At 70.1% G+C, this 21,221-nt stretch carries 20 protein-coding genes; 12 read left to right on the top strand and 8 right to left on the bottom strand.

Translation table 11 applies throughout. The features are described 5' to 3' along the window. The coding region (locus ABKW26_RS09640; RefSeq protein WP_348593099.1) for a DEAD/DEAH box helicase at window positions 1-1,771 on the bottom strand (1,771 nt) is incomplete at its 3' end. A gap of 279 nt (window positions 1,772-2,050) precedes the next feature. Between ABKW26_RS09640 and ABKW26_RS09635 the strand changes: the two genes are divergently transcribed. The 8 genes from ABKW26_RS09635 to ABKW26_RS09600 all read left to right on the top strand — a co-directional run bounded on the left by ABKW26_RS09635 (window position 2,051) and on the right by ABKW26_RS09600 (window position 7,787). After that, window positions 2,051-2,617, top strand: a complete 567-nt coding sequence (locus tag ABKW26_RS09635; RefSeq protein WP_348593097.1) for a CDP-alcohol phosphatidyltransferase family protein — start codon at window positions 2,051-2,053, stop codon at window positions 2,615-2,617. After that, window positions 2,614-3,477 carry a DUF881 domain-containing protein gene (locus ABKW26_RS09630; RefSeq protein WP_348593095.1) on the top strand — a complete coding sequence of 288 codons (864 nt, stop codon included), beginning with the start codon at window positions 2,614-2,616 and terminating at the stop codon, window positions 3,475-3,477. The genes ABKW26_RS09635 and ABKW26_RS09630 overlap by 4 nt, the downstream gene beginning before the upstream one ends. 22 nt (window positions 3,478-3,499) lie before the next feature. Then, window positions 3,500-3,832 carry a small basic family protein gene (locus tag ABKW26_RS09625; RefSeq protein ID WP_348593103.1) on the top strand — a complete coding sequence of 111 codons (333 nt, stop codon included), beginning with the start codon at window positions 3,500-3,502 and terminating at the stop codon, window positions 3,830-3,832. Further along, the gene (locus ABKW26_RS09620; protein WP_348593093.1) at window positions 3,829-4,953 is read left to right on the top strand and encodes a DUF881 domain-containing protein; all 1,125 of its coding nucleotides are present in this window, start codon (window positions 3,829-3,831) and stop codon (window positions 4,951-4,953) included. The genes ABKW26_RS09625 and ABKW26_RS09620 overlap by 4 nt, the downstream gene beginning before the upstream one ends. A gap of 144 nt (window positions 4,954-5,097) precedes the next feature. Next, window positions 5,098-5,604 carry an FHA domain-containing protein gene (locus tag ABKW26_RS09615; RefSeq protein ID WP_348593092.1) on the top strand — a complete coding sequence of 169 codons (507 nt, stop codon included), beginning with the start codon at window positions 5,098-5,100 and terminating at the stop codon, window positions 5,602-5,604. Next, window positions 5,601-6,407, top strand: a complete 807-nt coding sequence (locus tag ABKW26_RS09610; protein ID WP_348593090.1) for a MerR family transcriptional regulator — start codon at window positions 5,601-5,603, stop codon at window positions 6,405-6,407. The genes ABKW26_RS09615 and ABKW26_RS09610 overlap by 4 nt, the downstream gene beginning before the upstream one ends. 31 nt (window positions 6,408-6,438) lie before the next feature. Then, a complete protein-coding gene (locus ABKW26_RS09605) occupies window positions 6,439-6,924 on the top strand; it encodes a bifunctional nuclease family protein (RefSeq protein ID WP_348593088.1) in 486 nt (161 codons plus the stop codon). Window positions 6,925-7,199: 275 nt separating this feature from the next. Then, entirely contained in the window at window positions 7,200-7,787 is a 588-nt protein-coding gene (locus ABKW26_RS09600; protein WP_348593085.1) for a MerR family transcriptional regulator, read from the top strand. Window positions 7,788-7,808: 21 nt separating this feature from the next. On the opposite strand, the gene ABKW26_RS09595 is transcribed toward ABKW26_RS09600, so the two are convergent. Next, the gene (locus ABKW26_RS09595) at window positions 7,809-8,594 is read right to left on the bottom strand and encodes a ParA family protein (protein ID WP_348593082.1); all 786 of its coding nucleotides are present in this window, start codon (window positions 8,592-8,594) and stop codon (window positions 7,809-7,811) included. Window positions 8,595-8,749: 155 nt separating this feature from the next. Here ABKW26_RS09595 and ABKW26_RS09590 point away from each other — a divergent pair, with 155 nt between their 5' ends. Both ABKW26_RS09590 and ABKW26_RS09585 read left to right on the top strand, forming a co-directional pair. Next, on the top strand, window positions 8,750-12,148 hold the full coding sequence (locus tag ABKW26_RS09590) for a pyruvate carboxylase (protein WP_348593079.1): 3,399 nt from the start codon (window positions 8,750-8,752) through the stop codon (window positions 12,146-12,148). A gap of 119 nt (window positions 12,149-12,267) precedes the next feature. Continuing rightward, window positions 12,268-12,480 carry a hypothetical protein gene (locus ABKW26_RS09585; protein ID WP_348593077.1) on the top strand — a complete coding sequence of 71 codons (213 nt, stop codon included), beginning with the start codon at window positions 12,268-12,270 and terminating at the stop codon, window positions 12,478-12,480. A 70-nt stretch (window positions 12,481-12,550) separates the two neighbouring features. On the opposite strand, the gene ABKW26_RS09580 is transcribed toward ABKW26_RS09585, so the two are convergent. The 3 genes from ABKW26_RS09580 to ABKW26_RS09570 all read right to left on the bottom strand — a co-directional run bounded on the left by ABKW26_RS09580 (window position 12,551) and on the right by ABKW26_RS09570 (window position 15,381). After that, window positions 12,551-13,804 (bottom strand): phospholipase D-like domain-containing protein, encoded by a 1,254-nt coding sequence (locus ABKW26_RS09580; RefSeq protein WP_348593076.1) that lies wholly within the window; start codon window positions 13,802-13,804, stop codon window positions 12,551-12,553. Between the two features lie 255 nt (window positions 13,805-14,059). Further along, window positions 14,060-14,965 (bottom strand): hypothetical protein, encoded by a 906-nt coding sequence (locus tag ABKW26_RS09575; protein WP_348593074.1) that lies wholly within the window; start codon window positions 14,963-14,965, stop codon window positions 14,060-14,062. Beyond that, window positions 14,962-15,381, bottom strand: coding sequence for a metalloregulator ArsR/SmtB family transcription factor (locus ABKW26_RS09570; protein ID WP_348593072.1), 420 nt, complete (start codon window positions 15,379-15,381; stop codon window positions 14,962-14,964). The genes ABKW26_RS09575 and ABKW26_RS09570 overlap by 4 nt, the downstream gene beginning before the upstream one ends. Window positions 15,382-15,534: 153 nt before the next feature. Here ABKW26_RS09570 and ABKW26_RS09565 point away from each other — a divergent pair, with 153 nt between their 5' ends. Together ABKW26_RS09565 and ABKW26_RS09560 are read left to right on the top strand one after the other, a co-directional pair. Beyond that, window positions 15,535-16,053 carry a hypothetical protein gene (locus ABKW26_RS09565; RefSeq protein WP_348593070.1) on the top strand — a complete coding sequence of 173 codons (519 nt, stop codon included), beginning with the start codon at window positions 15,535-15,537 and terminating at the stop codon, window positions 16,051-16,053. 337 nt (window positions 16,054-16,390) lie between these two features. Then, complete coding sequence (locus tag ABKW26_RS09560; RefSeq protein ID WP_098454398.1) at window positions 16,391-16,735, top strand: RNA polymerase-binding protein RbpA; 345 nt, start codon at window positions 16,391-16,393, stop codon at window positions 16,733-16,735. A 30-nt stretch (window positions 16,736-16,765) separates the two neighbouring features. On the opposite strand, the gene ABKW26_RS09555 is transcribed toward ABKW26_RS09560, so the two are convergent. From ABKW26_RS09555 to ABKW26_RS09545, 3 genes are all read right to left on the bottom strand, one after another. Beyond that, window positions 16,766-17,584, bottom strand: a complete 819-nt coding sequence (locus ABKW26_RS09555) for a polyprenol monophosphomannose synthase (RefSeq protein ID WP_348593068.1) — start codon at window positions 17,582-17,584, stop codon at window positions 16,766-16,768. Further along, the gene (lnt, locus tag ABKW26_RS09550; protein WP_348593066.1) at window positions 17,581-19,179 is read right to left on the bottom strand and encodes an apolipoprotein N-acyltransferase; all 1,599 of its coding nucleotides are present in this window, start codon (window positions 19,177-19,179) and stop codon (window positions 17,581-17,583) included. Before lnt ends, ABKW26_RS09555 begins: the two co-directional genes overlap by 4 nt. A 387-nt stretch (window positions 19,180-19,566) precedes the next feature. Further along, on the bottom strand, window positions 19,567-21,216 hold the full coding sequence (locus ABKW26_RS09545) for an amidohydrolase family protein (protein WP_348593064.1): 1,650 nt from the start codon (window positions 21,214-21,216) through the stop codon (window positions 19,567-19,569). Between the last annotated feature and the right edge of the window lie 5 nt (window positions 21,217-21,221).

Below are 21,221 nucleotides of genomic sequence, written 5' to 3'. Positions count from 1 at the left end.
GCGAGGAGCCGGGGCCGTCGTCGACCGTGATGCGAAGCGCCTTGCCGGCGACGCGCGCGCGACCGATCCGGTCCATCGTGGCCGAGTCGAGCGGGGTGGCGATGTCGACGAGGGAGAAGCTCGGGAAGATGTCGATCTTGCCGAGGTCCTTGCCCGAGAGGCCGCCCTCGTTCGTCAGCGCACCGACGATGCCGCTGGGCTGGGCACCGTGCGTGTGACCGACGGAGAGGCGGTAGCGGGTCCCGATCGCGTCGCGGCGGGGAGCCCGACGCGTGTCGCTCGAGTCGCGGCGGGGGCCGCGGTCGTTGCGGTCGCTCTGGGTGGAGCTGGCGCGATCGTCACGACGGCGGGTGTCGCGAGCCTCCGCACGCTGCGCCTCGAAGAGCTCCTCCTCGGCGCGGGCCTGAGGTCCGCTGTCGCCGACGGAGAGCGCGGCGAGGACGGCAGCGAGCTCGATCGGGTCGATGCCGTGGGTCTCGACGTACTCACGGACGAGGTCCTGGTACATCGAGAGGCGACCGGCCACCTGACGCTCGGCGACGAGGCCCAACGCGCGGCGGACCTTGTAGCTCGAGACGTCCGCGGGGGAGGGGATCTCGATCTCGACGAGCTGCTGACGGATGGTGCGCTCGATCGTCTTGAGGCGACCGCGCTCGTTCGGCGTCACGAAGGAGAGCGCGGTGCCCGTCCGGCCTGCGCGGCCTGTGCGGCCGATGCGGTGGACGTAGGCCTCGGGCTCGCCGGGGATGTCGAAGTTGACGACGAGCCCGATGCGGTCGACGTCGAGGCCACGTGCGGCGACGTCGGTGGCGACGAGGACGTCGAGCGAGCCGTTGCGCAGACGCTCCACGATCTTCTCGCGGTCCTTCTGGGCGACGTCACCGGAGATGGTGGCGGCGGAGATGCCCTTCTCGATGAGCGCGCTGCCGACCTCTTCGGCTGCACCACGGGTGCGGCAGAAGACGATCGCGGCATCCGCGTCGGAGGTTGCGAGAACGCGGGTGAGCGATCCGATCTTGTGGCGGAACGGCACGACGGCGAACTGCTGGGTCACGCCGGTGACCGTCGAGGACTGCCGGGACACGGCGATCTCCACGGGCTGGCGGAGGTGGTGCTGGGCGACGCGGCGGATCTGAGGAGGCATCGTCGCGGAGAACAGCGCGACCTGGCGCTCGACCGGCGCGGCTCCGAAGACCTTCTCGACGTCCTCGGCGAAGCCCATGCGGAGCATCTCGTCGGCCTCGTCGAGGACGAGGAAACGGATGCCGTCGAGCTTGAGGGTGCCACGCTCGAGGTGGTCGATGACACGACCCGGCGTGCCGACGACGACCTGTGCGCCGCGAGAGAGCGAGCGCACCTGCTGCTGGTACGGCGCGCCACCGTAGACAGGGATGACCTCGATGCCGGGGAGGTGCTTCGCGAAGCTCTCGATGGCTTCGGCGACCTGCATGGCGAGCTCACGCGTCGGGGCGAGGACGAGCGCCTGCGTCTGACGCAGGTTCGGGTCGATCGCGGCGAGCATCGGGAGGCCGAACGCCGCCGTCTTGCCAGTACCGGTCTGGGCCACGCCGGTGATGTCGTTGCCCGCGAGCAGCGCGGGGATGGCGCGCTCCTGGATCAGCGAGGGGATCGTGAAGCCGAGATCGAGGACGGCCTGGAGGAGCGGGGCCGGCAGACCGAGGTCGGCGAAGGTGACGGCGGAAGGCGCGACGACGGTGGTGTCGGCGTCGTTCTGGGCGCGCTCGGGCGCAGCGGTGTCAAGAGACGTCATGGAGGAAGGCAACCATTCAGTGGTGTGGGGGAGCGGTCGGTCGAGCCATGGAAGATCGGCCGGTGTCGCAATCCCGAAAACACACACTGGGCCGGTTCGGCCACTAACACACGCACACGCGGGACCCGCGACGAACTCCGAGGAATGACATCACTGTACTCGGTGACTCGGGAGCAGCGCGAGGGCGTGACGGGTGACCTCAGACACACGCCTAGGATGGTCGTGGAAACAGGTACCGCGGAAGGATGTGAGGTGGGGGGCGTCGTCAGGGATCCGCACGTGAGCAGTCGTGTCGTCACCGTGCCCAATGCGATCAGCCTGCTCCGGCTGGCGCTCGTCCCGGTCTTCGCTGTGCTCATCGTCCAGGGGCACGACGGGTGGGCGCTCGTCGTGCTCGCGTTCTCCGGCTTCACCGACTGGCTCGACGGCGTCGTCGCGCGCCGGCTCGACCAGGTCTCGGAGCTCGGCCAGGTGCTCGACCCTGCTGCCGACCGTCTCTTCATCTTCGTCACTCTCGTGGCGCTCGCCTGGCGTGACATCGTCCCGCTGTGGCTCGTCGCGCTCATCGTGGGTCGCGACGTGCTGCTCCTGCTCCTCCTCCCGCGGCTCTCCCGCCACGGCTACGGCCCGCTCCCGGTCAACTTCGTCGGCAAGGCGGCGACCTTCGCCCTCCTCTACGCCTTCCCGCTCCTGCTGCTGGCCGAGGCGCCGGGCGCGATCGGGACCTGGGCCTCGGTGCTCGGGTGGGCGTTCGCCTGGTGGGGGGTCGGGATGTACTGGTACTCGGGCGGCATCTACGTCCACCAAACGTCGCGGCTCGTCGGCGCCGGACGGACCGGCTCGTGACAGGCCGCAGGCTCTCGGACGAGTCGCTCTCCGGTCGACCGGCGGTCGACGCATCGATGACCTTGCTCAACGAGGTGATGCGGCAGCCGTTGGACCCCTCCTACGCAGCCGCCGCCCGCCGCCGAGCGGCCGGTGCGTCAGCGACCCCACGGCCGTTCGCGACGGTCGCCCTCCTCGTGCTGGCGGTCCTCCTCGGACTCGTGACGGCGAGCGCCGCCGTGCAGCTGCGAGCCCCGGAGCCGTCCGTCCTGGCCGCTCGCACCCTTCTCGAGGACGAGATCGTCCACCGCCGCGACCAGGTGGACGCGAAGGCCGCGCAGAATGCCACGCTCCAGGCATCCATCGACGCGCTCCGTGACTCCGCGCTGGAGACGACCGACCCGCGGATGCTCGCGCTTCTCCAGCGGGACAGCATCGTCTCCGGGACGGGAGCGGTCCGCGGGCCTGGGCTGACGGTCACCGTGGAGGACGGGGCGAGCGCCGCCGAGAACCCGAAGGCGCTCGTCCAGGACACCGACCTGCAGCTCGTCGTCAACGCTCTCTGGGCGGCAGGTGCCGAGGCGATCTCCATCAACGGTCAGCGTCTGACTGCGACGACGGCGATCCGGAGCGCTGGGAGCGCCATCCTCGTCGACCTCGTCGGCGTGAGCGGTCCGTACGACGTCGTGGCGATCGGAGACCGCAACGGCCTCGAGACCGACTTCGCGCGGTCGTCGGCGATGCAGCAGCTCGAGGGTTTCGCGTCCGCGTACGGCATCAAGACGACCCTGACCAGCCACGACGACGTGGCTCTCCAGGCCGGGAAACCGCCCGTCCTGTACTCGGCACGGCCGATCGACGACCATAATGGCAGCCAATGACTACCGCATGGGGGAGAACAACGTGATTCCGGTCTTCGGACTCTTGCTCGGGGTGGCGGCCGGGCTGTGGCTCGAGCCGACGGTTCCTGTGTACCTCCAGCCGTACCTCCCGATCGCGGTCGTCGCTGCCCTCGACGCACTCTTCGGTGGCCTGCGCGCGCTCCTCGACGGGATGTTCGACGACAAGGTCTTCCTCGTGTCGTTCCTCTCGAACGTCGTCGTCGCCGCGCTCATCGTCTTCCTCGGCGACCAGCTCGGGGTCGGGACGCAGCTGTCGACCGGTGTGGTCGTCGTCCTCGGTATCCGGATCTTCTCCAACGCCGCTGCGATCCGTCGTCACCTCTTCCGCGCATGACCGGACCGGAGACTCCCGGGGCGCGTCCGAGCACTCCCGACGAGGCCGACGCGGAGGCGTCTCTCGAGACCGGGGCGACTCCGCCGAACGTCGTGCCAGCTCTGACACCTGTGCCGGACCCGCCCGTCGGTCCCGTCGAGCTCGAGACCGTCCGGCTCGAGAGCGCCGAGACGACGCCTGAGTCTCCCGTCGCGCGACCCACGACGAGCGTGGTCGCGTCGGGACCGGAGGGCCATGAGGACGCAGGTCTCCCGGACGCGCCCGACGACCGGGACGACGACCCTGAGCCGTCTGGCGCAGTCGCCGAGCCCGCGATCCTCCACCCTGCCGCCCCTGAGTCCGTGACCCCCGAGGCCCCCGAGATCCCCGATGCTGCGGTCGCCACCCCGTCCGGGCGACCGGGCACTCCTTGGCGTCGCCTCATGGCGGCCTGCAAGCCGCACATGAGCCGGGCGCAGGTTCTTGCAGCCGTGCTCTGCGCGGTGCTGGGCTTCGCGCTCGTCGTCCAGCTCCGGCAGACGAGGCAGGACGAGTTCGCCAACCTGCGGCAGTCGGACCTCGTCCGGATCCTCGACGACGTCACGCGCAGGTCGGAGGACCTCGACCGCGAGCGTTCCTCTCTCCTCAAGACCGAGTTCGACCTCCGGTCGGGCACGGACTCACAGCGCGCGGCACTGGAGCTCGCCGAGCAGGATGCTGCCACGCAGGGGATCCTCTCCGGCCGGCTTCCTGCGGAGGGCCCGGGAGTCGAGATCACGATCGTCGAGGGCGACACGAAGGTCTCGGCGGCTCGGATGTTCAACGTCCTCGAGGAGCTGCGCAACGCGGGCGCCGAGGTCATCGAGGTGAACGGGATCCGCATGGTCACGAGCAGCTACTTCCTCGACTCCCGCAGCGGGATCGTCATCGACGGCATCGCCGCGTCGGCCCCGTACCGCTGGGCGGTCATCGGCGATCCGCTCACGCTGCAGCCCGCGATGGAGATTCCTGGAGGGGCGCTACCCACGATCCGCACGAACGGCGGTACGGCGACGATCGAGCCGCGAGAGCTCATCGAGGTGAAGGCTGTCCGTGAGCCGGACGAGCCGGAGTTTGCCAGCCCGGGCGGCGACGCCGGCTGAATCTGGGCCGGTGTAGCGTCGATGACACCGAACAGTTCCGAAAAAGTCTGCGCACGATCTAAGGTTGTGCAGATCAGGGGCCGATAACTCTCCCGGCGACGGGCACCGATCGGTGAGTGTCAGCGAGGATCTCAAGGAGGCGACATGAGGAACAGCAGCGAATTCCCTGACGAGCGGTCGGGTGCGGCTGGATCCGGCGCGCCGCGCGACCTGGGCGACACGACGATCAGCTTCGGTGGCGCTTTCGGTGCCGAGGACGTTCCGGCGACGGTCGGCCTGACGGCCGAGCAGCAGTCCGCTGTCGCGGCCCTCCCGCGGACGTCCGCACTGCTCATCATGCAGCGGGGCCAGAGTGGCGGCTCCCGCTTCCTTCTCGACGCCGACCGGACCGTCGCTGGCCGTTCCGAGCACTCGGACATCTTCCTCGACGACGTGACGGTGTCTCGGAAGCATGCGGAGTTCGTCCGCGAGCTGGACGACTTCCTCGTCCGCGACATCGGCTCGCTCAACGGGACGTACGTGAACCGCAAGCGGATCGAGTCGGCGCTGCTCCGGGCCGGCGACGAGGTGCAGATCGGCAAGTACCGCATGCTCTTCTACCCGAGCCCGCTCCTGAAGTCCTCCGCAGGGTCAGGCCAGGCTGCCGAGTGAGCGCTGCTCGTTCCTCCCGGCGGGAGGACCTGCTCGCGATGCTGGCCCAGGCGAGCGAGGACCGCGGCGAGCCCGAGGTGCGGCTCGTCGCCGACGAGACCTGGCCGCAGGGGATCTCTCACGAAGCCTCGATGAGGATCTCCGACGTGCTGGGGAGCCTGCGTGTGGAGTTCCCGGCGGTGAGCCATTCGAAGCTCCGGTTCCTCGAGGAGCAGGGGCTCGTCGAGCCCGTCCGGACGCCCGCCGGGTATCGGCAGTACAGCCCTGCGGACGTGGAGCGGCTGCGGTTCGTCCTCATCGAGCAGCGGGACAGATATCTGCCGCTCAAGGTGATCAAGGAGAAGCTGGCGTCGCTCGATGCCGGTGAGGCGAGCAGCGACCAGCCGCTCATCCCGCGCCTGGCCACGAGCGACGGCGAGTCCGCCCGTCCGGTCGCGACGCACGGCTCCCTCGCATCGCTGGCACGGGACGCGGGCGTGGAGGTCGAGCTCGTCGAGGCGCTCGTGACGTCAGGGGCGTTGCGCCCTGACGCGGCCGGCCGTTTCGACGGCTGGGCTCGGGAGATCGTCGTCCTCGCGGCCGGTCTGGGGGAGTACGGCATCGAGCCTCGTCACCTGCGTTCGCTCCGTGCGGCGGCCGACCGTCAGGTGTCGCTCGTCGAGCAGGTCGTCGCACCGTTGCGAGGTCTCCAGGCTCCGTCCGCCCGTGCGCGTGCAGGCACGACCGCTGCGGAGCTGGGTGAAATGTGCGCGAATCTCCATACTGCGTGGGTGCGGCAGGGCGTTTCCGATCTGACGACCTGACGCGCACCGGCTTTGGTCGTACGGTGGAGACATGTCTGATGACGTCCCGATGGTCCCGGTCGACGTCCTCGGCGTGCGCCGGCGAGCGGTGAACGAGGAGATCGTCGTCCTGCTGCTCGATGCCGACTCGGAGCTGGTCGTGCCGATCGTCGTGGGTCCCCGCGAAGCGGGCGCGATCGCGATGGGTCAGTCCGGTGTCCCGGCCCCGCGACCGATGCCGCACGACGTCATCTGCTCCATCCTCGACGCGCTGCACGTCAGCCTCGACCATGTCGAGATCGTGGCGCTCGAGGAGGGGATCTTCCATGCCGAGATCGTCTTGAGCACGGGTGCGCGGATCGACTCCCGGGCATCCGACGCCATCGCGCTGGCGGTGCGACGTGACGCGCCGGTCCTGTGCTCCGCCGAGGTGGTCGCGGTCGTCGGGGTCGAGGTCGTGATGGACCCGCAGGAGGACGACATCGAGCGGTTCCGCACCTTCCTCGACTCGGTGGAGCCGGACGACTTCCACCGGTGAGGTGGCTCGACCCGACAGCAAACCGTCAACCTCCAGTTGAGACACGCCGCAGCGACACGCCGAAGCATCGCGTCCAGCCGTGCATCGCAGCACCGCTGACGGCAGCATGACCATGGAATCGCGCGGAGAACGCACCCGCACGGCGAACCTGCGCGATTCATCCGTCGCTGACCGCCAGTCGGTCAGCCGAAAACGAATCACTTCGTGTCACTATGGAGATCAACAGCGCGCCGTGCTCTCTCACCACCGGCAGATGCGCTGAGACGGAGGCGACAGTGAGCGGCAGCAGCGACGTGGGCACCCGGACGGGTGCATCGGTTCCGCAGCGCACGCAAGGGCTCCTCTTCGGAGAGGATCGACCCGACCTCGACGAGTCGGTCGGATACCGCGGGCCGACCGCGTGCAAGGCAGCCGGGATCACCTACCGGCAGCTCGACTACTGGGCGCGGACCGGCCTCGTCGAACCGACCGTCAGGCCGGCGACCGGCTCAGGGACCCACCGCCTCTACAGCTTCCGGGACATCCTCGTCCTCAAGGTCGTCAAACGGCTCCTCGACACCGGTGTCTCGCTCCAGCAGATCCGCACCGCTGTCGTCCATCTGCGTGAGCGCGGGGTCGACGATCTCGCGCAGATCACGCTCATGAGCGACGGGGCCTCGGTCTACGAATGCACCTCTGCGGATGAGGTCATCGACCTCGTCCAAGGCGGTCAGGGTGTCTTCGGCATCGCCGTCGGCCGGGTGTGGCGTGAGGTCGAGGGCACCTTGGCCACCTTGCCCACCGAACGGCTCGACGCCGACGGGCACCCCGGTGACGCGTCCGACGAGCTCGCGCTCCGACGTCAGGCGCGGACCGCAGGCTGATCGCGCAGCCGGACCTCCGCCCTATGGGACGTCGGTTCCCTGCATCGAGCGCATGGCGCGCTCGAGCAACGTGTCGAAGAGCTCTGCGAGCTCGACCGCCGCAGCGCCCGGCCAGTCGTGGATGGATCGTCCCGAGCCCTGTGCCTGCTGGAGTGCCGCGCGCTCAGGCACCACCGGTGAGAGCACGAGCGGTCCGAACAACGTTCGAAGCTCGTCCTGCCGGAAAGTCTGCTCGCTGGAGCGTGCGCGGACCCGGTTGACGAGCACCCCGAGCGGCCGGAGGTCCGGAGCCTGCTGGCGCCGGAGGTCGTCGATGGCCTGCAGCGCACGCCCGGCCGCGGTCACCGAGAACAGGCCCGGCTCGGTGACGATCAGAGCGCGGTCACAGGCCGTCAGTCCCTGACGGGTGAGGCCGCCGAGCGACGGAGGACAGTCGACGAGCACGAGGTCGTACTCGTCGACGACTGCGTCGAGGGCGGACGCGAGGCGCCGGAGCCGGTGCTCCTGCGTCGGACCGTCGTGGCGGGCGGAGTCACCCGAGCCCATGAGCACGTCGAGAAGGTCCGGGTCCCACGTCGACGCCGCGAGCGCCGACTCGACCACGTAGGGGGCGGGGTTGTCGAGGACCGCTGCGACGTCCTGGGCGGCTGCGCCGGTCGCGCCGAGCGCGAGGGTGCTGTCCGCCTGTGGGTCGAGGTCGACGACGAGGGTGCGGTAGCCCGCTGCGAGCGCGGCCGATGCCAGCCCCAGGGTGATCGAGGTCTTTCCGACGCCGCCTTTCAGGCTGCACACTCCGAGGATCGCCACGGAGGCACTTTATCGTTTTACGGGCGTCTGCCGGGCTCTGGTGCGGGTGATGATGCGTGACCGGCGGTCGGATGCCTCCGGGAGCGAGCGGGTGAGTCGTGGGAGGATCACGGTGGGCCCGCGGGCGACAGTGACGACGAGCGATGGGGTGTTGGGTGTTCTCCAAGGTACTGGTAGCCAACCGCGCGGAGATCGCGGTACGGGCGTTCCGCGCAGCGTACGAGATGGGTGCGCGGACCGTCGCGGTCTTCCCGCACGAGGACCGTAGCTCCGAGCATCGCCTCAAGGCGGACGAGGCCTATCTCATCGGGGAGAAGGGGCACCCTGTCCGTGCGTATCTCGACATCGCGGAGATCGTGCGGGTCGCGAAGGATGCTGGTGCGGATGCGGTGTACCCGGGCTACGGGTTCTTGTCGGAGAACCCTGACCTGGCGCGGGCGTGCGTCGACGCGGGTCTGACCTTCGTCGGGCCTCCGGCGGACGTGCTGGAGCTTGCGGGGAACAAGGTCCGTGCGCTCAAGGCTGCGCGGGAGGCAGGCATCCCGGTGCTCGCGTCGAGCGAGCCGTCGGCGGACATCGACGAGCTCGTCGCTGCTGCGGACGTCGTGGGCTTCCCGATCTTTGCGAAGGCTGTCGCTGGTGGTGGGGGGCGCGGGATGCGTCGTGTGGACCGTCGTGAGGACCTGCGCGAGGCGTTGTCCGCGGCGATGCGCGAGGCGGACAGCGCGTTCGGGGACCCGACGATGTTCCTCGAGCGGGCCGTGCTGCGTCCGCGGCACATCGAGGTGCAGATCCTCGCGGACGGTGCGGGGAACGTGGTGCACCTGTTCGAGCGCGACTGCTCGGTGCAGCGTCGTCACCAGAAGGTCATCGAGATCGCTCCTGCGCCGAACCTCGATCCTGCGGTGCGCGAGGCGTTGTGCGCGGACGCGGTGAAGTTCGCGCGCGCGATCGGGTACCAGAACGCTGGGACGGTCGAGTTCTTGCTCGACACGGTGGGGGAGCGGGCCGGTGAGCACGTGTTCATCGAGATGAACCCGCGCATCCAGGTGGAGCACACCGTGACGGAGGAGGTCACGGACATCGACCTCGTCGCGTCGCAGATGCGCATCGCTGCGGGGGAGACGCTCGAGGACCTCGGGATCCGTCAGGAGGACGTGCGTGTCAACGGCGCGGCGCTCCAGACGAGGATCACGACAGAGGATCCGTCGAACGGCTTCCGACCGGACACGGGACGGATCATCGCCTACCGGTCACCGGGTGGTGCGGGGGTGCGGCTCGACGGAGCGACCGCGACGGCGGGCTCGGAGATCAGCGGCCACTTCGACTCGATGCTCGTCAAGCTCACGTGCCGCGGTCGCGACTATCCGACTGCTGTGCGGCGTGCGCGCCGCGCGCTGGCGGAGTTCCGGATCCGCGGGGTGCGGACGAACATCCCGTTCCTCCAGGCGGTGCTCGCGGACGGCGAGTTCGTCTCGGGGAACCTCTCGACGTCGTTCATCGACGAGCGGCCGGAGCTCCTGGCGGCGCGCGAGAGTGCGGACCGTGGGACGAAGCTGCTCGCCTTCCTCGGCGACGTCACGGTGAACCGTCCGCACGGAGCGGGCACCGGTGCTGTCGACCCGCGGTACAAGCTGCCCGAGCTGGACCTCGGTTCGCCGGCACCTGCCGGGTCCCGGCAGAGCCTGCTCGAGCTCGGTCCGGAGGGGTTCGCCCGCGCGCTGCGGACCCAGACGGCAGTTGCGGTGACGGACACGACCTTCCGTGACGCGCACCAGTCGTTGCTCGCCACCCGGGTGCGGACGCACGACCTCGAGGCGGTGGCGCCGTACGTCGCTCGGATGCTGCCAGGGTTGTTCTCGGTCGAGGCGTGGGGTGGCGCGACCTATGACGTGGCGCTGCGGTTCCTCGGGGAGGACCCGTGGGACCGGCTGAGCAAGCTGCGTGCCGCTCTGCCGAACGTCGCGCTGCAGATGCTGCTGCGCGGTCGGAACACGGTGGGCTACACGCCGTACCCGACCGAGGTCACGGAGGCGTTCGTGCGCGAGGCGGCGGCGACCGGTGTGGACATCTTCCGCATCTTCGACGCTCTCAACGACGTGGAGCAGATGCGTCCCGCGATCGAGGCCGTCCGCGCGACCGGGACCGCCGTGGCCGAGGTGGCCCTGTGCTACACGGGGAACCTGCTCGACCCGGCCGAGGACCTCTACACGCTCGACTACTACCTGGCCCTCGCGGACCGGATCGTCGAGGCCGGGGCGCACATCCTTGCGATCAAGGACATGGCGGGGCTGCTGCGTCCTGAGGCGGCGACGCGTCTCGTGCGAGCGCTGCGGGAGCGGTTCGACCTTCCGGTCCACCTGCACACCCACGACACCACGGGTGGGCAGATGGCGACGCTCATGGCGGCGATCGCCGCCGGTGTGGATGCGGTCGACGTCGCCAGCGCGGTCATGGCCGGCACGACGAGCCAGCCGCCGATGTCCGCTCTTGTCGCCGGCCTCGAGCACACCGAGCGGGCGACCGCACTGTCGTTGGGTTCGGTGTGCGACCTCGAACCGTACTGGGAGTCGGTCCGCAAGCTCTACGCGCCGTTCGAGTCGGGCCTCGCCGGGCCGACCGGACGGGTCTACACGCACGAGATCCCGGGCGGCCAGCTGTCCAACCTGCGCCAGCAGGCGATCTCGCTGGGGCTGGGGGACCGGTTCGAGGAGATCGAGTCGACGTACGCTGCGGCGGACCGGATCCTCGGGAGGCTCGTCAAGGTCACGCCGTCGTCCAAGGTGGTCGGCGACCTGGCGCTGCAGCTCGTCGCCCGGGGAGCGGACCCTGCGGAGTTCGCCGAGAACCCGCAGGGCTTCGACATCCCCGACTCGGTCGTCGCTTTCCTCGGCGGCGAGCTCGGTGACCCGCCCGGCGGCTGGCCCGAGCCGTTCCGGACGAGAGCGCTCGAGGGCCGGACCGTCCGCCGCGGCCTCGTCGACCTCTCCGAGGACGATCTGCGCGATCTCGCGGGTTCCTCGCACGTGCGCCGCCACCGGCTCAATCACCTCCTGTTCGCCGGACCGACGAAGGAGTTCCTCGCCACGCAGGCAGCGTTCGGTGACGTGAGCGTCCTCGACACCTCGGCGTACCTCTACGGTCTGCAGGCCGGCGACGAGCTGGAGATCGCGCTCGAGCGCGGCGTGCGACTCCTCGTCGGGCTCGAGGCCGTCGGTGAGCCCGACGTCCGGGGCATGCGGACCGTCATGTTCACGCTCAACGGCCAGATCCGGCCGATCCAGGTCCGTGACCATGGCATCGACGTGGACGCGAGCGACGTCGAGAAGGCCGACCCGGGCACGCCTGGGCATATCGCTGCTCCGTTCGCGGGCGCCGTCACACCGGCCGTGCAGGAGGGCCAGCGCGTCGAAGCAGGTCAGACCGTCGCGACCGTGGAGGCGATGAAGATGGAGGCGGCGATCACGACGCCTGTCGGGGGAGTGGTGCAGCGTCTGGCGATTGGTGCCGTCCAGCAGCTCGAGGGCGGTGACCTGGTACTCGTCGTCGCGTGATCCGGACGACGGCCGCGCTCCTCGGACTGCCCTCCGGCGCCATCGTGCCGCTCCTCGACGCGGTGGCGCCGGACTGCCTCCACGCCTAGCGTGGAGGCACACACCGATGGAGGCAGACGATGGACCAGAGCGCGACGTTCGACGCACAGCAGACGCCAGGGGAGCCGGTTGCCCCCGACGCGTCAGAGGACCACGCTCAGCAGGTGGCTCACGATCTCCACGATGCTCACCCCGAGTTCGACGAGGTGCCGCTCCTCGAGATCGACGAGAACGTCCCTCCGCGACCTGAGGAAGAGGTCGCAGACGTCGCACGCCAGGACCGCGACGTCTGACACCCGGCACGACCGACCGGGCACGGCTCGGCTCCGGGCCGCGCCTGCCCTGTCGTCAGGCCATGGCTGCTCAGAGCAGCGGGCTCAGCGGCGTGAGGACGATCTCGCCGAGCTTGGCGACGGGGGAGCGCTGCTCCCACTCCTCGAGGACGAGCTGACGGCAGTTGGACAGGTCGACCGTGAAGATCTCCTCCATCTGCTGAGCGATCGTCCGGTCGTAGATCGTCATGTTGATCTCGTAGTTGCCTGTGAGGCTCAACCGGTCGATGTTCGCCGTGCCGATGGTGGTCCACTCGCCGTCGACCGTCGCGGTCTTCGCGTGGACCATCGCGTTGCGGTAGAGCCAGATCGTCGCTCCTGATCGGAGGAGCTGCGAGTACAGACCCCTCGACAGCCAGTCCGTGAGCACGTGGTTGGAGGCCTCGGGCACGATGATCCGGACGTCGATGCCGCGCTCCGCTGCGGCGAGGATCACCTCGAGGAGCTCGCGGTCCGGGATGAAGTACGCCTGGGTGAGGTAGATGTGGCTCGTCGCGCGCCGGATCGCCTCGAGGTAGAGGTTGCGGATGGGATAGACCCGGCGGACGGGGGCGTTCCTCGCGGCCTGGAAACCGGGGTCCCAGAGCTCGGTGCCAGGGGAGGGGATGGTCGGGTGACCTGCGCGGACGTTGAGGTTCCAGAAGTCGATGAAAGCGCTCGAGAGCTCCCAGACGGCGGGGCCGGCGATCCGCAGGTGGGTGTCGCGCCACTGCGTCGCGTAGAGCGAACCGATGTTGTACCCGCCGACGAAGCCGATCTCGTCGTCGACGACGAGGATCTTGCGGTGGTCGCGACCGGTGTGCTTGATGGACATGAGCAGCACCTGGGGGCGGAACACCGGGTAGGCGAGCACGTGGATCGTGTCGGGGAACCGGAAGAAGCTGCGGGGGACCACGAGGTTGGCGAACCCGTCGTAGACCACGAAGACCTCGACGCCTCGTTCCGAGGCCGCGATGAGAGCGTCCTTGAACCGTTGGCCGACCGCGTCGCTCTTCCAGATGTAGGTCTCGATGAAGATGCGCTCCGTGGCACCGTCGATCGCGCGGATCATCTCCTCGTAGAGCTCGACCCCGAACGTGTAGATCGTGGTCGATGTGTCGCCGACGGTGGAGTGGAGCGGCTTCTCGTGCGGAAAGACCGCTTTGCGCGACTTGCTGCGCTTCTGCCAGTGGTCCAGGGCGACGATGGCCGCGGCGGCGGCCAGCGGGACGACCGCGTAGGCGATGAGGGTGCGCTTGATCGTCATGCGCGCAAAGCTGGCGGCACTGGGTTTCGGAAGGTCCACGAGACGACCATAGACGGAACTCGTCGGTGCGTCCGGGCGACGCACCAGGACGGGAACGAGGCGACCGCGCACGGCCTGGTCGGCGAGCGTCTCGCGCCGGACGACCGGTCGTCAGGTGCCGGCACGTGGCGTGCGCCGGGCGGCGTCGGGGAGCGCGTCTCCCGGGCTTCTTCGCCGCCATAATGTCATAAGATACATTATCGGCGTTGGTGGGAAGTGTGGGAAGGGTGCTCCAGGGTGTGGGGCTCCAGGGTGTCAGGAGCGCCCGAGCTGCCTCGGCTCGCGCGCTGCTGCCGACGACCGGACGACCGCGTCCGCCAGGGCGAAGGCGTGCCGCCAGCTCTGCTCGTCCGTCCCGCTGTTCGTGCGGTAGTACGCGAAGAACCATCCGCCGATCGCCTCGGCATTGCACGGATGCTCCGGGTCGGTGACCAGGTCGACGATCTCCTCGGTGAAGAACGACCTGGTCCGCTCTGCGTCCTTCGCCGCGCTCGTGAGCTTTCCTCGGCCGTTGGCGTGGCGACCTGCGATCTGGGTCTCGGTGCCGAGCACGAGGCCCGGTCGCGCAGGCCCCTTGGCTCTCCCGACGAACGAGAAGCTCGGGAGATCCGGCAGCTGGATCGCCAGATAACGAGCGGCGAACGACGTCCCCCCGGGGCTTCGCCTGTGGTTCGCGATCTCGGCCCTTGCCCCACCGACGGTCCATCGCACACGGTGCGACGTCGACGCATTGGCTTTCGTCGTGAAGATCGTCCCCGGCAGGAGGACGACCTTCGCCTCGGGGGTGACCTCGAAGCCGTTGGTCCGGGCGAAGGTGACCAGGCGCCACACGTCGTGCCAGCCGCGCTCTGAGCCACGGCCGGCGAAGAACCCGGCGATCCCTCCGATGGCGATCACTCCCCCGACGAACCAGAGCCCGATGAGGGCGTTCTCGGTGTCTCCCCGGACGAGGGAGACGAGCGCCATGGCCCCGAAGATCAGGCCGAGGAACCCGCCGACGAGGCCAAGGACGAGGAGGCCGTCCCGCTGCTTCTTCCCGTACCGCAGGCGCGTCGGCTTGCCGAGATCTCCCGCCTGGATCGACCGGCGCAGCGTCGCCAGGTCCTCCGAGGTGGGGTCGGCGGTCAACGGCGCGTAGTCGACGTCGCCAGCTGCGCTCACCGTGGCGCCTCCGCCTCGAGATCGCGTCCTCTGCTCCAGGCCCCTTCCGCCGTGCTGAGGTTCGTGCCGAGTGTCCCGAGCGCGCCGGGCACCAAGGAGTAGATCGACCAGACACCGCGCTTGTCCCGCGTGAGGAGTCCGGCATCCACGAGAATCTTCAGATGGTGCGACACGGTCGGCTGCCCGAGCCCCAGCGGCTCCGTGAGGTCCGTGACGCTTGCCTCGCCGTTCTCGTGCGCGGCGACGAGGGACAGCACCCGCAGTCGGGTGGGGTCACCGAGCGCCTTGAACGACCTCGCGAGGGCAGTCTCGCCGTTCGTGAACCTCCTGGGACTCCGAGGTGCGGGGCGCTGGTGCGCGGCGTCCGTGTGCGGCGTCGACTCTGCGAGCACGGCGTCGGATCGTTCTGTTCGCATCCGGACATCTTACGCATTGAGCATCCTCGATGCCGACCAGTCCGCAGAGGTGCGGCACCATCCCGCTCGCGGGGTCCTGTGGACGGCCTACCGTGTCCACAGGGGGCCCTGACCATCCCCTCGGTGGGTGCGCGCACCGAGGACGATCCATCCATGACACATCACGAGGCGGCGCCCCCTGAGGTGCCCGCGCAGTCCACAACGACCCGAGCACCTGCCTGGGACGTCCCTCCGACCGAGAGGCTCTCCGAGCGTCACTCCCCCGGGCGTCCAGGGACGGTGCTCGTGTCGTCGGACCAGATGCTCGACCATCTGGTGGGTCTCGTCGGCCCGGAGTCCGCCGGTCCCGCGGCCGTGTGGATCTCCTTCGTCACACCGGACGACCGGATCCTGCCTGTGGCGATACCGGTCGAGGACCTCCCGTCGCTGCCCGACGAGAGCACGATGGAGGGCCTGTCGGCACTGGTTCGCAGGGTGGTCGCGGAGAACTTCCCCGGGGCGTGCGCGCTCGTCGCCGTCGTGCGAGCCGGTGGTGGCGACTACGGGGCTCACGAGCGTCGGTGGGCGGGCGCGCTGTGGCGGGCGGCGGACACCGGCGGATGGACCGTGCGCACGATGGCCGCGGTGGGAGACGGGCGGGCTCGTGTCCTCGCGCGAGATCGGTGCTTGTAGGTGGGGCTCGTGGTCGAGGCCGACCGGCGAGCGTGAGCAACATAACCCGGGACAGTCTCGGCTCGATGGCCCGCTACGCAGCGCGGACCGCTACCATAGGACGGCTGCATGGGCGCCTGCCCATCGCCGACGCTCGCCGAGCCCTAGGATGTCGCGGTCACTGACGCGCCCTGAGGTCGCATTCACGATACCTTCACGGTGTCGTGGAACACGCGACAGGTATCGAGCGTTGAAACATCGAGCGTCGAGCACTGAGAACCTGTACCGCGATCGTTGACGTATCCGCCGATGAACGCATCGTCCGTGACGTCACCGTCCACACACCCTGGAGGCCCACATGGCAGACCGATCCTTGCGAGGGATGAGCATTGGTGCCAAGAGCATGGAGTCGGATGAGGGCGTCGACTTCGCTCCCCGGTTCCAGGCGCACTACGACTGCCCGAACGGGCACACCATCATCCTGCCCTTCTCGACCGAGGCCGACGTCCCGGTCGTGTGGGAGTGCCGCTGCGGCGAGGAAGCGCTCCTGCGCGACGCCGACCAGCCCGAGCCCAAGTCCGGCAAGCCGCCGCGCACCCACTGGGACATGCTTCTCGAGCGTCGGACCGTCAAGGAGCTCGAAGACCTGCTCGACGAGCGGCTGACACTCCTGCGTGCCGGGAAGCTCCGCCGCAGCGCGTGACCTGACCGTACTAGTCGTCACCGGTCGTCCTCAGCGCCCCTGTCCTCCTTCGGAGGGCGGGGGCGCTGTCGTCTGCGGCTGTGTATCCGTCTGCGTCGAGCTGCGACGGACAAGGCGGCGCAGCTGCCGGGCGCGTCGTGAGATGCCCCAGGCGGTGACCTTCCACAGGGCTTCCTGGACGATGCGGCGGCTCATCTTCGACTCCCCCGCTGTGCGCTCGACGAACGTGATGGGCACCTCGACGATGCGGCCGCCGGACTGCGCCACGCGCCACGCCATGTCGACCTGGAAGCAGTACCCCTGCGATGCGACGCCGGCCAGGTCGAGGCCGAGGAGCGTGTCCGCGCGGAAGGCGCGGAACCCGCCGGTCGCGTCTCCGAGCCGCAGGCCCAGCGCGAGACGCACGTAGGTGTTGCCTCCGCGGGAGAGCCACTCGCGGTGCCGTGGCCAGTTGACGACCGCTCCCCCGGGCACCCACCGTGACCCGAGCACGAGCGCCGGCGGTGACGGGGCCATGAGCGGCGCGAGCAGGCCGGGCAGGTCCTGCGGGCGGTGCGACCCGTCGGCGTCCATCTCGACGACGATGGCGTACTGACGCTCGAGCGCCCAGGAGAACGCGGCGAGATACGCAGTGCCGAGGCCCTGCTTCCCGGCCCGGTGGAGCACGAACACCTGGGGGTCGTGCGCGCTCAGGGCGTCGGCGACGTCTCCGGTCCCGTCGGGGCTGGCGTCGTCGACGACGAGCACGTCGACGTGCGGTGCGTGATGGCGGACCCCGGCGACGAGGGTCGGCAGGTTGACGCGTTCGTCATAGGTGGGGACGACCACGAGCACGCGCGCGCCCGTCATCGTGCTCTCGACGCCGAGGCGGGCGTCCGGGACGTCGGTCGCGCGGTGGTCGGCCGGTCGTTGCGGGCTGGCCGCCTGACGGCGGCGAGGACGAGCAGCCCGAGCGTGAGGACGAGGACGAGGCGTGCGGGCCAGTGCCCGAGGACGACCGCCGGGGTCAGCGACGTCCGCAGCGCGACCGTCTCGACGAGCTGTTCGGCGGTGAACAGGCCCGTACGCTCGACGATCGTCCCGTTGGGTGCGATGACGGCGCTCACCCCGACGGTGGAGATCTGGATGGTCGTGCGCCCTGTCTCGATCGCGCGCAGCTGGGTCATCGCCAGCTGTTGGGTGGACTCGTTGGTCGGGCCGAAGGAGGCGTTGTTCGTCTGGACGACGAGGAGCTCCCCGCCCGCGAGGATGGACTCGCGCACGAGCTCGTCGTAGGCGACCTCGAAGCAGATGATGTCACCGATGATGACGTCGCGTTCGAGGCGTGGTGAGTCGAGGGTGATGGTGCCGGGCTCGGTTCCGGGCAGCATGTCCGTCTGGACGAGGTCGACGGCGTCGGAGAAGGGGCGCACGAGGTCGCGGATGGGGATGTACTCGGCGAAGGGTGCGGGATGCTGCTTGGCGTACCGGTCGACGACACCGACGCCGGGCTCCCACAGGAGGGCGACGTTGTACCGGCCGCCGCTCTCGGGGAACTCCTGGGCTCCGAGCAGGAGCGGGGCTCCGACGGCACGTGCCGCGTCGTCGATGGCTGTCGCTGCGGCGGTGTCGACCTGGGGGTCGATGTCGGTACCGTTCTCGGGCCACAGGACGATGTCGAGCTCGCCCTGCTCGACCTGGTCGAGCAGGGCGTGGGTTCCCTGGACGTGGTTGTCGAGGACCTCGCGGCGGGTGTCGAAGGCATCGAGGCCGCCCTTGGCGACGTTGCCCTGGACTGCTCCGACCCGCAGGGTGCCTTCTTCCGCCCGTGTGTCGAGCGGGACGAGCAGGCCCGCTGCGACGACGAGCGCGGCCGTCACGACGGAGGCGCCGAAGGTGAGGACGTCGAGACGTCGGAGCCCGGCGACCCCGACAGCGAGGAGCACCGCGGCGGCGACGGCTGCGAAGGACACGAGAGGCATCCCGCCGAGCCACGCGAGGCGGCCGAGGGGTGACTCCGACTGCGAGAACGCGATCCTCCCCCACGGGAACCCGCCGAAGGGCACGCTGGACCGGGCGAGCTCGGCGGCGACGAAGAGGAGGGCGAAGGCGCTCACGTGGAGCGTCCGGCTGCGGGTCATCACGGGAACGCGGCGGACGGAGGTCCACGCGAGCGCGGCGGCAGCGACGAACAACGCCTCGAGGATGCTCAGGGCGGCCCACGGGACGTCGCCGACCGCGTACTGCGCCCAGCCGATGTGCTTGAGGAAGAAGGCGACGCCCCAGGCGAAGCCCATGAGGGCGTTCCACCACGGAGAGTCGCGACGCAGTGCCAGGTAGAGCAGGGCGACACCGGCGATGGCGGCGACCCAGATCCCGGTGTCCGGGAAGCCGAGGTCCGTCAGCAGCCCGCCGCTCACGGCGAGCACGAGGGTGAGCCATCGGGGCGTGTGATGCGGGAGCACCAGTGCAGGTTACGTCACTGCGCTGGGTGTCCGGGCCCGGTGCCGGGCGGCTGGTCGGTTCGCGTGTCCTTCGTGCCGTCGGACGCTGACGGGCGTACGACGTTTTCTACTGAACACGCGAACCAACCGATGGTGCACGGACGACGACACCTGCACCGCGGACGGTACCGGTCCCCTGGACGCCGGGTGAAGTCCTGCGCACACCGAGCAACCTACCCGCTTCTCGGGCAGACCTGTCAATGGCCACATCCCGCTGGTCACGGGCTCTGGCCCGGGCAACGGCACAAATCGGCGGGATGACGACCGGGTGAACTTTCGGACACGCCGACGGGACGTCGGGTGATGCCCGGGCGTGTCGTCGGTCCGGCGGCCGCCCGACCGACCGACTCAGTCGAGGAGGTCGAAGATCGGGACTCCGTCGCGCATCGTGTGCAGGCACTGCGGTGCGCCCGCGCCGTCGCTGAGGTCGGGCAGGAGGGGGGTGCCGGCGCGCGCGTCGGTGCTCCAGGACGACAGGCCGGGGGCCTCGGATTGGACTCCGAGGTGCTCGGCGCGCCACACGGCGAGGTGAGCGGGACTGCCGACGCGCAGCTCGCCCGCACCGGTGTGGTCGAGGCCGGCGACGCGCCACCCGCCCCGGGTGGCGGCGCGGAAGGCTGCCCGGGCGGAGATGCGCTGTCCGGGCTGGTGGTGGAGGACGGCGGCGCGCACGGTGGCCCACGGGTCGAGAGCCGTGACGGGAGAGTCGGAGCCGAAGGCCGTCGGGATGCCCGCAGAGGCGAGGGCGGCCAACGGGTTCGTCGCGGCGGCGCGCGCGGCCCCGAGCCGGGACGCGTACAACCCGTCGGGCGCTCCCCAGGCGGCGTCGAACGCGGGCTGGAGACTCAGGCGGACGCCGAGGGCGACGAGAACGTCCATCGCGGCAGCGTCGACCATCTCGGCGTGCTCGAGGCGGTGCCCCAGCCGGCGCACCGCGCTGCGGACCTGGGCCGAGACCGCCGCCGCGGCGGTGAGCCCCTCGAGCGCGACGTCGAGGGCACGGTCACCGATGACGTGGAACCCGCCCTGGACACCGGCTGCCGTCACCGCGAGGACGTGCTCACGCACGTCGTCGGCGTCGAGGTGCAGCGTGCCCGAGGTCGTCGGGTCGTCGCTGTAGGGCGCGCGCAGGGCTGCGGTCCAGGCACCGAGGGAGCCGTCGACGCACAGGTCGCCACCGATGCCGTGCAGGCCGGGGACGGTGTCGACGAGCTCGCGGGCGTCGTCGACCGTGCGGCAGAGCTCGCCCCGGTACCCGACGACCAGCGGCAGGCCGCTGCGGGGGTCGTGGGTCATGTCCAGCAGGGCCGCCAGACCGTCGCGGGTGTCGATGCCGGGCGCGCTGTTCTCGTGCACCGCCACGACACCGCCGGCGGCGGCCTGCTGGAGGGTACGGACGTACATCGCGTCCCGGCGCTCGCGGGTCACCGTACGGGCGGTGTGCCGGGCGGCGGTGTTGGCGTCGAGCGTGACGAACCCGTCGTCGTGCCACCCGGGCAGGCCGCGCAGAGCGGCGAGCTCGGCGAAGCGGGTGGACACGACGGCGCAGTGCACGTCGGCGCGGGCGGCGTACACGGGCGCGCCGCCGGTCACGGTGTCGAGCTCGACGGCGGTGAGCGGTCGAGCGTCCTCCCACGTGCTCTCGTCCCACCCGTGGGCGAGGACGACGTCACCGGGCGCGGTCGCCCGGGCACGCACGGCGATGGCCTCCAGCGCTGCCGTCCGCAGGGAACGGCTACCGGCGGGCAGAGCGGCGACCGACAGGTCGAGCCCTTCGGCCGCGAACGCCGTCTCGAGGACGTGGACGTGCGAGTCGACGAACCCCGGAGCCACGAGGGCGCCGGCGAGGTCGACCACGCGGTCGGCGCGCGCGGCGAACCCGTCAGCGGTGTCCTCGGCCCCCAGCCACGACACCACCCCGTCGTCGACGAGCAGCGCCTCCGCGAAAGGGTCTGCGGGAGAGTGGATGATGCCGTTGCGGAAGAGGATCGAGGTCACGCCGC

The sequence above is a fragment of the Sanguibacter sp. 25GB23B1 genome (genome assembly GCF_040012415.1).
Classification (GTDB): Bacteria; Actinomycetota; Actinomycetes; order Actinomycetales; family Cellulomonadaceae; genus Sanguibacter.
The sequence above is the reverse complement of the archived record's forward strand: the minus strand, read 5'-3'. Positions and strand labels throughout refer to the sequence as shown.

Coding starts and splice junctions, on each gene's coding strand:
- ABKW26_RS09620 (WP_348593093.1), top strand. CDS start 3,829: ATGACCGGACCGGAGACTCCCGGGGCGCGTCCGAGCACTCCCGACGAG.
- ABKW26_RS09615 (WP_348593092.1), top strand. CDS start 5,098: ATGAGGAACAGCAGCGAATTCCCTGACGAGCGGTCGGGTGCGGCTGGA.
- ABKW26_RS09605 (WP_348593088.1), top strand. CDS start 6,439: ATGTCTGATGACGTCCCGATGGTCCCGGTCGACGTCCTCGGCGTGCGC.
- ABKW26_RS09585 (WP_348593077.1), top strand. CDS start 12,268: ATGGACCAGAGCGCGACGTTCGACGCACAGCAGACGCCAGGGGAGCCG.
- ABKW26_RS09570 (WP_348593072.1), bottom strand. CDS start 15,381: ATGCGAACAGAACGATCCGACGCCGTGCTCGCAGAGTCGACGCCGCAC.
- ABKW26_RS09565 (WP_348593070.1), top strand. CDS start 15,535: ATGACACATCACGAGGCGGCGCCCCCTGAGGTGCCCGCGCAGTCCACA.
- ABKW26_RS09560 (WP_098454398.1), top strand. CDS start 16,391: ATGGCAGACCGATCCTTGCGAGGGATGAGCATTGGTGCCAAGAGCATG.
- ABKW26_RS09555 (WP_348593068.1), bottom strand. CDS start 17,584: ATGACGGGCGCGCGCGTGCTCGTGGTCGTCCCCACCTATGACGAACGC.